This window comes from Bradyrhizobium sp. 33ap4 (genome assembly GCF_032654765.1).
In the GTDB taxonomy this organism is placed as follows: domain Bacteria; phylum Pseudomonadota; class Alphaproteobacteria; order Rhizobiales; family Xanthobacteraceae; genus Bradyrhizobium; species Bradyrhizobium australafricanum.
Genome location: NZ_JAUMTJ010000063.1, coordinates 23082 through 36692, shown reverse-complemented (window position 1 = coordinate 36692; position 13611 = coordinate 23082). Strand labels below are relative to the sequence as shown.

The following is a 13611-nucleotide window of genomic DNA, read 5'->3' as shown; positions in this document are numbered from 1 at the left end:
TAAATCTGCCCGGAAGAGAGGTAACCTATGCAAGCATCCCAAAATGAGCTGCCGGTCTGGCATGGCACCACGATCTGCACGGTCCGCAAGGGCGGCAAGGTGGTGATCGGCGGCGACGGGCAGGTCTCGATCGGCCAGACCGTGATCAAGGCCAATGCCAAGAAGGTCCGCCGGATCGGCAAGGGCGACGTGATCGGCGGCTTTGCCGGCGCCACCGCCGACGCCTTCACCCTGTTCGAGCGACTGGAAAGCAAACTGGAGCAATATCCGGGGCAGCTGACCCGGGCGGCCGTCGAGCTCGCCAAGGACTGGCGGACCGACCGCTACCTGCGCCGGCTGGAGGCCATGATGATCGTGGCCGACAAGGACGTTTCCCTGGTGCTGACCGGCACCGGCGACGTGCTGGAGCCCGAATCCGGGGTCATGGCGATCGGTTCCGGCGGCAATTACGCCCTCGCCGCGGCCCGCGCGCTGGTCGATACCGACAAGGACGCCGAGACCATCGTCCGCCGCGCCCTGGATATCGCCGCTGATATCTGCGTCTACACCAACCGGAACGTGACGATCGAGACGATCGGCGGCTGAGCATGGCCAGCCCCTATCATTTCCGGCCGATGACGCCGGCCGACCTGCCGCTGGTCAAGCAGTGGCTGGCATTGCCGCATGTCCGGGAATGGTGGGGCGATCCGGCCGAGCAATATGCGCTGGTCAGCGGCGACCTCGATGAGCCGGCCATGGACCAGTTCATCGTCGCAACCGATGCGTCCGATTTGGGCTACATCCAGTGCTACGACCAGACGGCGTGGAATTCCGGCTTCGGGGTTCAGCCTGAGGGCACGCGCGGGGTCGACCTCTTCATCGGCGAGCCCGACATGATGGCAGGTGGCCACGGCTCGGCGCTGATCCGCGCCTTTGTCGATGACCGGCTGGCGCAGGGCGCGCCACGCATCGTCACCGATCCCGATCCGGCCAATGCGCGCGCGATCCGCGCCTACGAGAAGGCGGGTTTTCGAAAGATGGGTATGGTCGACACGCCGGACGGGCCGGCGCTGCTGATGGCGCGCGACGCATGACGATCGCGCACAAGCCCATCACCGGCGTTTCAGCGCGGCATTGGCTGGCGATCGCGGCAGCGCTGCTCGTGCTGCAAGCAGCGCTGCTTTATGCGATGGGCCGTCTTCCGATCTGTGCCTGCGGCTACGTCAAGCTCTGGCATGGCTCGGTTCAGAGCTCGGAGAACTCGCAGCACGTCGCCGATTGGTACACGCTGTCGCATGTGCTGCATGGCCTGCTGTTCTACGGTCTGACCTTCCTCCTGTTGCCGCGCCTCGCCTGGCCCGGGCGGCTGATTGTCGCGATGCTGATCGAAGGCAGCTGGGAGCTCGTCGAAAACTCCAACTGGATCATCGAGCGCTACCGCGCCGGCACGATCTCGCTGGACTATTACGGCGACACCATCGTCAATTCGGTGTCGGACACCCTTGCGATGGTTGTCGGCTTCCTGCTGGCGCGCAAGCTGCCGATCGCGGCGACCGTCGCGCTCGGCGTGTTGTTCGAAACCGTGCTGCTGCTTCACATTCGCGACAATCTGACACTGAACATCATCATGCTGATCCACCCGTTCGAGGCGATCAGGCAGTGGCAGGCCGGGCCGCCGATTCTTTAGGGGACGATGCCTTGGAGGACTGCCGCTTGCCGAGACCGCGATTCCAACCTAGCTAGAGCCAATGACTCACTTCTCTCCCCGTGAAATCGTTTCTGAACTCGACCGCTTCATCGTCGGCCAGACCGACGCCAAGCGCGCCGTCTCGATCGCGCTGCGCAACCGCTGGCGGCGGCTGCAGCTCGCCGGTTCCCTGCGCGAGGAGGTTCTGCCCAAGAACATCCTGATGATCGGGCCGACCGGCGTCGGCAAGACCGAGATCGCGCGGCGGCTGGCCAAGCTCGCCGGCGCGCCGTTCCTCAAGGTCGAGGCCACCAAGTTCACCGAGGTCGGCTATGTCGGCCGCGACGTCGAGCAGATCGTCCGCGACCTCGTCGAGGTCGCGATCGCACAGACCCGCGAGCGCAAGCGCAAGGACGTTCAGGCCCGCGCCCAGCTTGCCGCCGAGGAACGCGTGCTGGACGCGCTGGTCGGCCCGGGATCGAGCCCGGCGACGCGCGAGTCGTTCCGCAAGAAGCTGCGCGCCGGCGAGCTCAACGACAAGGAAATCGAGATCGAGACGCAGTCGGGCGGCAGCGGCATGCCGATGTTCGAAATCCCCGGCATGCCCGGCGCCCAGATGGGCGCGATCTCGCTCGGCGACATCTTCGGCAAGATGGGCGGACGCAGCAAGACTCGCCGCCTGACGGTGGAGGGCTCGCACGAAATCCTCGTCAACGAGGAATCCGACAAGCTGCTCGACACCGATCAGCTGGTGCAGGAGGCGATCAACGCGGTCGAGAACAACGGCATCGTGTTCCTCGACGAGATCGACAAGATCTGCGTGCGCGAGAACCGCGCCGGCGGCGACGTCTCCCGCGAGGGCGTGCAGCGCGACCTGCTGCCGCTGATCGAGGGCACCACGGTCTCGACCAAGCACGGCGCCGTCAAGACCGACCACATCCTGTTCATCGCCTCGGGTGCGTTCCATATCGCCAAGCCGTCGGACCTTTTGCCGGAGCTGCAGGGCCGCCTGCCGATCCGCGTCGAGCTGCAGGCACTGACCCGCGACGACATGCGCCGGATCCTGACCGAGCCGGAGGCGTCGCTGATCAAGCAATATGTCGCGCTGATGAAGACCGAAGGCGTCACGCTCGACATCACCGACAATGCCATCGACGCGCTGGCCGATGTCGCCGTGGCGGTGAATTCCACGGTCGAGAATATCGGCGCAAGGCGGCTACAGACCGTGATGGAGCGGGTGCTGGACGAGATCTCCTTCACCGCGCCCGATCGCCACGGTGAGACCATCCAGGTCGACGCCGACTACGTCACCAAGCATGTCGGCGACCTCGCCAAGAACGCCGACCTGAGCCGGTTTATTTTGTAGGCGGCCCCGCTAAGATCGTCGTCCCTGCGAAGGCAGGGACCCACAACCCCGCAGCTCGAAGTGACCAAGACTCGGGCCGACATTCCCCTTAGAACTGCCTTCGGTGGTTATGGGTCCCGGGTCGCGCTTCGCTTGCCCGGGACGACGAGTGGGCGATCGATGAATCTGCGGGTGTGGCAAAACCCCTGGCGCCTGATGCTGGCCGTCAATGCGGCGGTGCTGGTCGGCGTGTTCCTGCACAAGATCGCGCTGCCGCCCTTCGTTCCCTACATCCATCTGCTGGTCGACTATCACTACGGCTTCACCAAGCGCGCGCTGGTCGGGGCGATCGTGTCGCTGTTCACCGACAAGGTGCCCGTATGGCTGGTGTTCGCGCTGGCCGGCGCGATCTGGCTGGTGACGCTGGGGCTGTTCATCAAACTGTTCCGCCGCACATTCGGCTTCAACGACGCGCATTGGCCGTTATTCGTCTTCATCGCGGGCTCGCCGTTCTTCCTGAAGAACTTCATGCACACGCTCGGCCATTTCGACATCTATGGCTGTGCGCTGACGATCGTGCTGCTGCTGATCCCGGCGCGCTCAGTGGCGTATGTGCTGATTGCCGCGCTGTTCTCGATCCTGCTGATCCTGGTCCATCACATCTTCGTCTTGATGTATGTGCCGACCATCACGGCGATCGTGGTGCTGCGCTTTTATCTGGTGCAGGGCGTGACGCCGCGGAACGCCGTCTTCGGCATCGCAGCGCTCGCAGGCATCGGCATCCTGTTCCTGGTCGCGCAATTCGCTGGCACGGTCGACGTGCCCTATGACGAATTCATCCGTCATCTGCAGAGCCGGATGGCCGATCCGTCACGCACCGACCTGCTTCAGTTCGGCTACATCTGGTACCAGCCGCTGTCGAAGGAGTTCGCCGACACCTGGGCGCGCATGCCCTCGAACATCCTGGGCGTTCCGGTGTTTGCGCTGCTGATCTGGCTGCACACGCCGCTGTGGCGCTATTTCGCGCGACTGATTGGCGCGCTCGCGAGTGAACTGCATCGCCGGATCGTGCTCGGAGCGCTCGTTGTGATCAGCGCCGGCTATTTCGTGATGTTCGTGACCGTGTTCGACTATTCGCGCTGGATCTCGAACTGGGCGGTCTGCATGTTCCTGATGCTGCATGCCACCAGGATGCTGCCGGCGTCGAAGGACGTGCCGGCGATCCCGTCGGACGACCGCAAGACGACGATATCAGGCTGGATCGTAACGCTGATCCCGCGCGTCGGGATCGTCCGCCCGTTTTAGCTTTAGGCTCGCGCGCGCCGGACACGCACGTAAAGCGCGCCCTCGCCGCCATGGCCGATATGCGCTTCCTCGAAGCCGACAACCAGCGAGCGGAATTCCGGCAGGCTGAGCCATTCCGGGACCTGGCGGCGCAGCACGCCGCGTTCGGAATCGAGACCACCGACCTTGCCCTTGCCGGTGATGACGAGCACGAAAGTGAGCCCGTCGCTGTGCGCGCGCTGCAGGAAGGTAAACAGCACGCGATGCGCGCGCAGCTGGGTCATGCCGTGCAGATCGAGCCGCGCATCGATCTCCTGCCGGCCGCGCGAAAGCTTTGCACGTTCCCGACGGCCGATCGGCGCCAGCGGCGGCGCGTGCGGGCGTTGCGCCGGCGCAGCCTTGACCGCTGTCGCCGGCTTGACCGAGATGGGCTTGGCAATCGCGTGATGGGTGGCCGGGTCAGAGGCGGCGGCGGGGGCCTTCGCGGCGACCGGCCGCTTGCGCAGTGGCTTGACCTGCTTTGCCACGCTCTCCCAGAGCGCGCGCTCCTCTTCGCTCAGCGCGCGCTTGCGCCGCGACGGCGCGGACAGATCGGGGATCGGCGCGGGTCGTTTCATTGATCGCGGTAATGGCGATAGCGCCGGAAGCGCCGCTTCTCCGGTTGCGGAATATCGGGCCGGGCGACCGGCAGCGGCACCGGTTCTGCCACAGGTGCGGCCTGCGCGACAGGGGTCGTTGCTGCCGGCGTTGCGGGCGCGACATCCTTCGCGGCCGGGTTCCTGGCGGCGCTATTGCCTGAGTCTTTCACCGCGCTTCTGGCGATGCCGGCGGTCGGCACATCCGCAGCCTTCGCCGCCGGCTTGTCCTTCGGCGGCTCGGTCTGCGGAAACAGCTTTGCGATCTTGGCCGAGGGCCGCTCATCCGGGAGAGGCAGCTTGTGGCCGCGCGCGACAGGGTCGAGACCCCTCGGCACCAGCATGACGAACTGCATGTTGTGCCGCAGGCGGCCCGAGACCTTTCCAGCTTCCGCGCCGGCGCCGAAATAAAGATCGGCGCGCGCCGGGCCGACGATCGCAGAGCCAGTGTCCTGCGCGATCATCAGCCGGTGGAACGGCGTCTTCGACTGCTCGGATTCGATCGGCAGCTCGCCGGCGATGAAGAACGGCGTGCCGTAGACATGCAGCGCCTTGTCGACCGCGATCGAGCGGCCCGGCGTCAGCGGCACGCCCTGCGCGCCGACGGCCTCGTCCTTGTCGGACAGCGGAACCTCGCGGAAGAAGACGAAGGAGCGGTTTTGCCGGCGCAGGTCCTTGGCGCCGTCGGGGTTCTGCTCCATCCACTCCCTGATCTTCTGCATCGACATCTGATCCTTCGGGATGATGCCGCGGTCGATCAGGACGCGTCCGACCGGCGTATAGGGATAACCATTATGCGCGTCGTAATTGATGCGCAGCGTGATGCCGTCCTCGAGCTTGATCCGCGCCGAGCCCTGGATCTGCGCGAACAGGAGATCGGTCTGGCTCTTCAGCCAGCAGATCTCGAGCCCGCGGCCGGCGATCGCGCCGTCCTCGATCTGGCCGCGGTCGTAATAGGGCACGAGCTTGCGGCGGCCGATCTTGCGATACACCGCGCCGCCATTGGGCAGCCCGACCGAATTCTGCGTCTTGCCGCGCACGAACAGGTTGGACGGACGGCGATAGACCGGCACGTTGTAGACGTCGGTCTGGGTCCGCGATCCATCGAGCACCGGCTCGTAGTAACCGGTGACGAAGCCGGCGTCCTCGCCGAGCCGCGAGATACGCAACGGCACGAAATTCTGCTCGAAGAAGTCCTTCGCCTTGACGCCGTCGCTCAGCGCGAGTCCCTTGGCGATCCGGCAGGGATCGCGCAGCGAGCTTCCAAGCGCTTTCGAATCTGCAGGCGCACCCTGCTGGGCCGCGATCGGCTTGCAGCTGGTGCGAAACGCCTGGTAGGCCGCGAGATGATCGTCGGCGCTCCAGCCGGCGACGTTGGACCAGGCGAGCGGCTCGTACTGGCTGCCGCTGACCTGCAGCGGCATTTCCAGATTGGGATAGGGGATCGGGTGGCTATGCTCGTGTCGCGGCGGAGGGTGCCGGCTTGATCTGTAGCGCGCGGCAATCGCTGCGGTGGAGCACAGCACCGCGAGCGCGCAGCACGCCACCGCGAGCCGCCCGTAGCTGAGATGCTTAGTGAGCGCTTCCAGTGCCAACCAGCTTCCAATTCGGATCGCGGGAAGTCGAGTCGCGGGCGAATGTCCAGATATCGGTGATGTCGGCGACCTTGTCCGGGCTGCCGTCGACGATGGTGCCGGCCTTGTCGCGCGTGACCGAGATCATCTGCGACACGAAGCGGACGGTGAGCTGAGTCGAGCGGTCGCGCGTCTCCGCGCTCACGATCTCGGCCTTGTCGATCGAGACGAACCGCGTCTCGGTCTTCTGCTCGTGCTTCTCGCGATCCTTGATCGCGGCCTCGAAGCTTTCATAGACCTCGGTCGACAGCAGGTCGCGCAGCGCGCGGCGATCGCCATTGGCGAACGCCAGCACGATCATTTCATAGGCCGAGCGGGCACCTGAGAGGAAATGCCGCGGATCGAACGAGGAATCCTGGACGGCCACCGCGTCGAGACCCTGCGCCAGCGCCGTGCCGGGCTCGGCGATGCCCTTCCAGCGTTCCGTGGGCTCGACCGGCTCGGCGGGCGCCGCCGAGGCCGGCTGGTCGATTACCGATCCCGGGATCGGAACGACGTTGTTGTCCTGACCGCGCTGCACGACGTTGGGCGCGGCGCGATCATAAGGCGGCCGCTCGCTTCCCGTGCGCTGTCCGAGAACGCTGCGCAGGCGCAGGAAGATAAACACGGCCAGCGCCAGGAAGATGATGGTGTAAATATCCACGTCGAATTCGCTTTCTGGTCTCTGCCGGCAACGGGCCGGCCGTCAAAGCGTTCCCGGTCGGGAACAGCAGAGATCACATCACCGATAGAGTCCGAAGATGTAGGCACGAAACTATGCCCGGCCAATGGCGCTTTTTGGCACGGGTAGTGTAGCGCGTTTTGACCCCCGGGGGAAACCGTTCCTTTTCAGGAAATCGCGCATCTTCAATAATTTAGGAAGCTGTTAAGAGATCGGGCAGGCTCGCGCGCGCTGTCCTTTGCCGGGAGAATTTGCCGCCGGCCCGCCCTTTCGTCGTCCTTGTGGACCGAGCCGGGCCTATGATAGCCACTCGCCCGGCATCGGCATTCTCAACACCTTAACGCGTGCCGTCGGACATTCTGTCCATCGAGCGCTGCTCCAGGAGACATTTTCATGACCAATGGCAACGGCGCCCCCGTCGAACAACCCGCTCCCCAGCTCAACGTACTGGCGCAGTACACCAAGGACCTGTCGTTCGAGAACCCGAATGCGCCGGCCTCGCTCGGCCAGCAGCAACAGCAGCCGGCGATCAACATCCAGATTAACGTCTCCGCCAACAACCTGTCGGAGAACGAGTACGAGGTGATCCTCTCGATCGAGGGCAAGGCCGAGACCGCAGGCAAGGTGATGTTCAGCTTCGACCTCGCCTATGCCGGCGTCTTCCGGATCGTGAATGTGCCGAAGGAGAACCTGCACCCGCTGGTGATGATCGAGTGCCCGCGGTTGCTGTTCCCGTTCGCACGCGAGATCGTCGCGACCGCGGTCCGCGACGGCGGCTTCCCGCCCTTGTTGCTCGACCCCGTCGATTTCCTCGGTCTCTACCGACAGAACATGGAGCGGCAGGCGGCCGGCCAAGCCGCTCCCGGCGTCAAGCCGAGCTGAGTTCTAAACTCGAAAAAATGTAACACGCGCGGAAGTGTGATCCGTCATCCTGAGGAGCCCGCGCTTGCGGGCGTCTCGAAGGATCGACGGCCCGACTGCGGCCGCGCATCCTTCGAGGCTCGCTCCGCTCGCGCCTCAGGATGACGGGGATAGAGCGCAATAGGGGCTCAAGCCGCCGGTGCTGCAGCAGGCGCTGGCGGCGGCAGGTAATCGTTCCAGATCGGCTTGTCGCCGAGCGTGGCAATGAAGGCCCTGTGGGCCTCTCGATCGGCGTCACTGACCCGCGCGAGTAGCGGGGTTTCGCGCTGCCGCCGCGGCGTGTCACCACTATGGCCGCCCACACGCGCATCCGACGTTTCCGATGCCAGGATCAGCTGCGACTGCCGCGCGCCGATCAGGTCGATATAGACCTCGGCCAACAGCTCGGCGTCGAGCAAGGCGCCGTGCTTGGTGCGGCGGGAATTGTCGATCTGATAGCGCGAACAGAGATCGTCGAGCCGGTTCGACACGCCGGGATGCTTGCGCCGTGCCAGCAACAGCGTATCGACCAGCTGGTCCTTCGGGATCGCCTTCCGCTTGATGCGGTCGAGCTCGGCGTTAATGAAGCTGATGTCGAACGACGCGTTGTGGATCACCAGCGGCGTGTCGCCGATGAAGGCCAGGAACTCGTCGACCACCTCGTTGAACAGCGGCTTGGAGGCCAGGAACTCGGTCGACAGCCCATGCACGGCGAACGCCTCCGCCGGCATGTCGCGCTCGGGATTGATGTAGACGTGGTAGGTCTGTCCCGTCGGCATGCGGTTGAAAATCTCGACGCAGCCGATCTCCACCAGCCGGTCTCCGCGCAGCGGATCGAGGCCAGTGGTTTCGGTATCGAGAACGATTTCGCGCATGACGTGAATGAATCCGAAAAGGCGGGCGAATCAGGCGCGCCGCTTCGGCATCTTAACAACCTCGGCCAGAATGTCGCGGATACGCGCCCGCACCGGATCTAGGCCGTGCGAGGTATCCACTATGAAATCCGCGCGTTTTCGCTTCTCGGCGTCGGACATCTGCTTGGCGATGATGGCGTCGAGCTTGGCCGCATCCATCGTGCCGCGGGCCAGCACCCGCTCGCGCTGCAGTTCCGGCGACGTGGTGACGACAACCACGGCATCGACGCGCTTCTCGCCGCCGGTCTCGAACAATAGCGGCACGTCGACAACGACGATCGGGTTACCGGCGGCTTCCGCATCGGCGAAGAATTTCTGGCGCGACGCGCCGAGCATCGGATGCACGATCTGCTCGAGCCGCTTCATCGCAGCAGGATCGTGCACCACGCGCGCCGACAGTTTCGCGCGATTGACCTTGCCGCCGGCAGTGGTGCCGGGAAAGGCGGCCTCGATCGCCGGCGCAGCTTCGCCTTCGTAGAGCTGATGCACAGCCGCATCGGCGTCGTACACCGGCACGCCGGCCTCCATGAACAGTTTGGCCGTGGTGGATTTCCCCATCCCAATCGAGCCGGTCAGTCCAACTATCAACATCGGTTCAGCATCTCTCCCGTCGCCACGCCTCACACCGCGAGCAGTTTCTCAGCACGCAGGAACGCCAGCAGCGACAATAGCGGCAGGCCGAGGATGGTGAAATGGTCACCTTCGATCCGCTCGAACAGATGCACGCCGAGGCCCTCGAGCTGGTAGGCGCCGACGCTGGTCGTCACCGCCTCCCCGGCATGGTCGAGATAGCTCTCGATCTCGGCGGCGGCGAGCCGTCGCATCGTCATGCGGGCCACGCCCACATCGCTGAACAGGACCTTTCCATCGCGTGCGACCGAGACGGCGGAATGCAGCTCATGGGTCCGTCCGGCGAGCAGGCCGAGCTGCTCGGCCGCCTGCGCGCGGCCGGCGGGCTTGCTGAACATCCGTTGCCCCAGCGCCAGCGTCTGGTCGGCGCCGACGACATATTGACCGGGCCTCTGCCTGGAGACGAACAACGCCTTCTCGCGCGCCAGGAGCGATGCGATCTCGCCCGGGGCCGAAAGGCCGGAATTCTTCTGCACCGCGCGTTCATCGATGTCGGCCGGCAGCGCCTCGAAATCGAGGCCGGCATTTTCAAGCAGCATCTTTCGCGCGCGGCTCTGCGACGCGAGGATCAGCTTCTGTGGGCCGCGCCAGATGCTCATGACGTGAGAATCATTCCGACGGCCGCGCGCGCTGGCGGTCGTTGAAGAGTTTCATCACCGCGGCCGCGGTCTCCTCGATCGAACGCCGTGTGACGTCGAGCAGCGCCCAGTTGAATTTCGCGCTGAGGCGCCGGGCAAAGGCGACTTCGTCGGCTACCGACTGCTTGTCGATGTAGGTGTCATTGTCGCGGTCGCCCATGGTGAGCAGGCGGTTCTGCCGAACCTGGATCAGGCGCTCGGGCGTCGCATGCAGGCTGACCACCAGCGGCTTCTTCAAGGTCTCGAGCTGGTGCGGCAGCGGGATGCCCGGCACCAGCGGCACATTCGCCGTTCGGATGCCGCGGTTGGCGAGATAGATCGAGGTCGGTGTCTTCGAGGTACGGGATACCCCGACCAGCACGACATCGGCCTCCTCGAGGCCTTCGACATGCTGACCATCGTCATGCATCATCGTGTAGTTCAGCGCATCGATGCGGCGGAAATATTCGGCGTTCAGCACGTGCTGCGCGCCGACGCGCCCGGTCGTCGCGGCACCCAGATACGCCTCGAACAACTGCATCACCGGCCCGATGATCGACAGGCTCGGAACGTTGATCTCCTTGCACTTGCCCTCGAGCCGGCCGACCAGATCCTTCTCCAGCAGCGTGAACAGGACGATGCCGGGCGATTCCTCGATCTCGTCGAGCACGCGATCGAGCTGCTTCTGGCTGCGCACCAGGGGGTAGACATGCTCGACCGCGGTCACATTGGCGTATTGCGCGGCGACCGCGCGCGCCACGGTGATTAACGTCTCGCCGGTCGAGTCCGACACCAGATGCAAATGGAAGTAGTTGGAGGTCGTCGGCACCAGAGCCCCTGTCTATCCTGTGAATCCCTGTGGAGGTCGAGGAGAAGAATCCGGGTCCATGGCCAGGCCCCTGTATATCTCGCCCCCTTCTTCACAGCACGTCGCAAAAGGATAAGTCGACGTCATGGCGGAGATGATAGTGAAGCAGTGTGGATTTGTCTCTTCATAAGCTGGCCATAGAGGCGCACAACCAATTGAGTCCTGCGACAGATTCCGGATATCCGCCGCCGCCGACCGGAATGTTGAGGGATGTGAACAAGCGCGCAGCAACCGCTGGACCGGATTGCATGAGTCAAATTCACTGCCATTAAGACTCAAACCTTAGATTCTAAAATTAATTAGGTTTAGGAGAGCCGTGTGTGCGGATATGTATCCGTCCCTCGCCGGCGAAGCCTTGCGCGCAGCGCTGAGCCCTCCCGAACTGTTCCCCGAAAGGCATCACTGCGATGTTCGACTGGATCAACGCCCTGCCGATCTATGCCTGGGTTAAGGCCCTGCACATCGTCGCCGTGATCTCGTGGATGGCCGGCATGCTCTATCTGCCGCGGCTGTTCGTCTATCATTGCGAGGCCGAGGTCGGCTCCAGGCAGTCCGAGACCTTCAAGATCATGGAGCGGCGGCTTTTGAAGGGGATCATCAACCCCGCGATGATCGTGACCTGGCTGGCCGGGCTTTTCCTGGTCTGGGCCGGACATTGGTACCTATCCGGCTGGTTTCACGTCAAATTTGCGCTGGTGCTCGCCATGTCGGGTATCCACGGCTTTTTGTCCCGCTGCGTGAAGGATTTCGCCGCCGACCGGAATCAACGAACCCAGAAATTCTATCGTATTATCAATGAGGTGCCGACGGTTCTGATGATCCTGATCGTGATCATGGTGGTGGTGAAGCCGTTCTAGACATCACGATGGTCAAGACGCATGCTTCAGTCCTTCTTGCGAAGGACGAATCGATTTTCTATATAGGATTTATCCCACCCCACGCAGGCGGATGTGGTCGCGTTCCGGTTCTTTTCGGACCGGCGCCGCATCAGGTTTGAAAGCCCAAACGGCACTTTCCTGGCTGAGACCTGCGGACCTTCCTTTGGCGTCCGCTTTTTCCAGAGCCACCTCGCACCCCTTCCCTACCTACTTCCTCACAGGACGACCCCAATGCGGGAAATCAAACTCCAGGACCTCAAATCGAAAACGCCGGCCGAGCTCGTCTCGTTTGCGGAAGAGAATGGGGTCGAGAATGCCAGCACCATGCGCAAGCAGGAGCTGATGTTCGCAATTCTCAAGCAGCTCGCGATCGCCGAGACCGACATTATCGGTGAGGGCGTTGTCGAGGTGCTGTCCGACGGCTTCGGCTTCCTTCGTTCGCCCGACGCGAACTACCTGCCCGGCCCCGACGACATCTACGTTTCGCCGTCGCAGATCCGCCGTTTCGGCCTGCGCACCGGCGACACGATCGAAGGCCATATTCGCAGCCCGAAGGAAGGCGAACGCTATTTCGCGCTGCTGAAAGTCAACACGCTCAATTTCGAAGATCCGGAAAAGTCGAAGCACAAGGTCAATTTCGACAACCTCACGCCGCTGTTTCCCAATCAGCGTTTCCGCATGGAGCTCGAGGATTCCACCAAGAAGGACCTTTCCGCCCGCGTGATCGATATCGTCGCGCCGATCGGCAAGGGCCAGCGCGCGCTGATCGTGGCGCCGCCGCGCACCGGCAAAACGGTGCTGATGCAGAACATCGCGCACTCCATCACCGCCAATCATCCCGACTGCTATCTGATTGTGCTGCTGATCGACGAGCGTCCGGAAGAAGTTACGGACATGCAGCGCTCGGTGAAGGGCGAGGTGGTGTCGTCGACCTTCGACGAGCCTGCGGTGCGTCACGTCCAGGTCGCCGAGATGGTGATCGAGAAGGCCAAGCGCCTCGTCGAGCACGGCCGCGACGTCGTGATCCTGCTCGATTCGATCACGCGCCTCGGCCGCGCCTACAACACCGTCGTGCCGTCATCCGGCAAGGTGCTGACCGGCGGTGTCGACGCCAACGCGCTGCAGCGGCCGAAGCGCTTCTTCGGTGCCGCGCGCAACATCGAGGAGGGCGGTTCGCTGACCATCATCGCGACCGCGCTGGTCGATACCGGCAGCCGCATGGACGAAGTCATCTTCGAAGAGTTCAAGGGCACCGGTAACTCCGAACTGATCCTCGACCGCAAGGTTTCGGACAAGCGGACCTTCCCGGCGATCGATATTGCCCGTTCCGGCACCCGCAAGGAGGAGCTGATCACTGATCCGCAGGTGTTGAAGAAGATGTACGTCCTGCGCCGCATCCTCAATCCGATGGGCACCATGGACGCCATCGACTTCCTGCTCGACAAGCTCCGCAATACGAAGAGTAACTCGGAATTCTTCGATTCCATGAACACCTGAGGCCACGGCCGAAAAGAACAGGCGCTCCGCACAAACGGGGCGCCTTTTTTCATGCTGCGGATTTGCTGCAGCGAAGTGCAGC

General features: G+C 63.7%; 15 protein-coding genes. 8 read left to right on the top strand and 7 right to left on the bottom strand.

Annotated features, from left to right (window positions below; genetic code table 11):
* The first annotated feature begins 27 nt into the window (after positions 1-27).
* From hslV to Q2M23_RS35270, 5 genes are all read left to right on the top strand, one after another.
* Complete coding sequence (gene hslV, locus Q2M23_RS35290; protein WP_024583062.1) at positions 28-585, top strand: ATP-dependent protease subunit HslV; 558 nt, start codon at positions 28-30, stop codon at positions 583-585.
* A 2-nt stretch (positions 586-587) separates the two neighbouring features.
* Positions 588-1073 (top strand): GNAT family N-acetyltransferase, encoded by a 486-nt coding sequence (locus tag Q2M23_RS35285; RefSeq protein WP_316398493.1) that lies wholly within the window; start codon positions 588-590, stop codon positions 1071-1073.
* Entirely contained in the window at positions 1070-1666 is a 597-nt protein-coding gene (locus Q2M23_RS35280; RefSeq protein WP_316398492.1) for a DUF2585 domain-containing protein, read from the top strand. Before Q2M23_RS35285 ends, Q2M23_RS35280 begins: the two co-directional genes overlap by 4 nt.
* Before the next feature lie 61 nt (positions 1667-1727).
* Positions 1728-3032, top strand: a complete 1305-nt coding sequence (gene hslU, locus Q2M23_RS35275) for an ATP-dependent protease ATPase subunit HslU (protein WP_016841472.1) — start codon at positions 1728-1730, stop codon at positions 3030-3032.
* Positions 3033-3191: 159 nt separating this feature from the next.
* Complete coding sequence (locus tag Q2M23_RS35270; RefSeq protein WP_076833686.1) at positions 3192-4316, top strand: hypothetical protein; 1125 nt, start codon at positions 3192-3194, stop codon at positions 4314-4316.
* 2 nt (positions 4317-4318) lie between these two features.
* Here the strand turns inward: Q2M23_RS35270 and Q2M23_RS35265 are convergent, their stop codons facing one another.
* The 3 genes from Q2M23_RS35265 to Q2M23_RS35255 are packed head-to-tail and all read right to left on the bottom strand — an operon-like array spanning position 4319 to position 7207.
* Complete coding sequence (locus tag Q2M23_RS35265) at positions 4319-4912, bottom strand: Smr/MutS family protein (protein WP_316398491.1); 594 nt, start codon at positions 4910-4912, stop codon at positions 4319-4321.
* Positions 4909-6525, bottom strand: coding sequence for a murein transglycosylase A (locus tag Q2M23_RS35260; protein WP_410469808.1), 1617 nt, complete (start codon positions 6523-6525; stop codon positions 4909-4911). The genes Q2M23_RS35265 and Q2M23_RS35260 overlap by 4 nt, the downstream gene beginning before the upstream one ends.
* Positions 6503-7207, bottom strand: coding sequence for a Tim44/TimA family putative adaptor protein (locus tag Q2M23_RS35255; protein WP_057020336.1), 705 nt, complete (start codon positions 7205-7207; stop codon positions 6503-6505). The genes Q2M23_RS35260 and Q2M23_RS35255 overlap by 23 nt, the downstream gene beginning before the upstream one ends.
* Positions 7208-7618: 411 nt before the next feature.
* On the opposite strand from Q2M23_RS35255, the gene secB reads away from it, so the two are divergent.
* A complete protein-coding gene (secB, locus tag Q2M23_RS35250) occupies positions 7619-8107 on the top strand; it encodes a protein-export chaperone SecB (RefSeq protein WP_057020335.1) in 489 nt (162 codons plus the stop codon).
* A gap of 167 nt (positions 8108-8274) precedes the next feature.
* Here the strand turns inward: secB and dnaQ are convergent, their stop codons facing one another.
* Genes dnaQ through Q2M23_RS35230 form a run of 4 tightly spaced genes read right to left on the bottom strand, consistent with a single transcriptional unit; the run spans position 8275 to position 11115 of the window.
* Entirely contained in the window at positions 8275-9000 is a 726-nt protein-coding gene (gene dnaQ / locus Q2M23_RS35245; RefSeq protein WP_316398490.1) for a DNA polymerase III subunit epsilon, read from the bottom strand.
* A gap of 30 nt (positions 9001-9030) precedes the next feature.
* A complete protein-coding gene (gene coaE, locus Q2M23_RS35240; protein WP_316398489.1) occupies positions 9031-9630 on the bottom strand; it encodes a dephospho-CoA kinase in 600 nt (199 codons plus the stop codon).
* A gap of 29 nt (positions 9631-9659) precedes the next feature.
* The gene (locus Q2M23_RS35235; protein WP_316398488.1) at positions 9660-10268 is read right to left on the bottom strand and encodes a Maf family protein; all 609 of its coding nucleotides are present in this window, start codon (positions 10266-10268) and stop codon (positions 9660-9662) included.
* A 10-nt stretch (positions 10269-10278) separates the two neighbouring features.
* Positions 10279-11115: a pyruvate, water dikinase regulatory protein gene (locus Q2M23_RS35230; RefSeq protein WP_016841463.1), complete on the bottom strand. Its 837-nt coding sequence runs from the start codon at positions 11113-11115 to the stop codon at positions 10279-10281.
* A gap of 473 nt (positions 11116-11588) precedes the next feature.
* On the opposite strand from Q2M23_RS35230, the gene hemJ reads away from it, so the two are divergent.
* Together hemJ and rho are read left to right on the top strand one after the other, a co-directional pair.
* Positions 11589-12011 carry a protoporphyrinogen oxidase HemJ gene (gene hemJ / locus Q2M23_RS35225; RefSeq protein ID WP_057020433.1) on the top strand — a complete coding sequence of 141 codons (423 nt, stop codon included), beginning with the start codon at positions 11589-11591 and terminating at the stop codon, positions 12009-12011.
* Between the two features lie 252 nt (positions 12012-12263).
* Positions 12264-13529, top strand: coding sequence for a transcription termination factor Rho (gene rho / locus Q2M23_RS35220; protein WP_021078151.1), 1266 nt, complete (start codon positions 12264-12266; stop codon positions 13527-13529).
* Positions 13530-13611 lie beyond the last annotated feature (82 nt).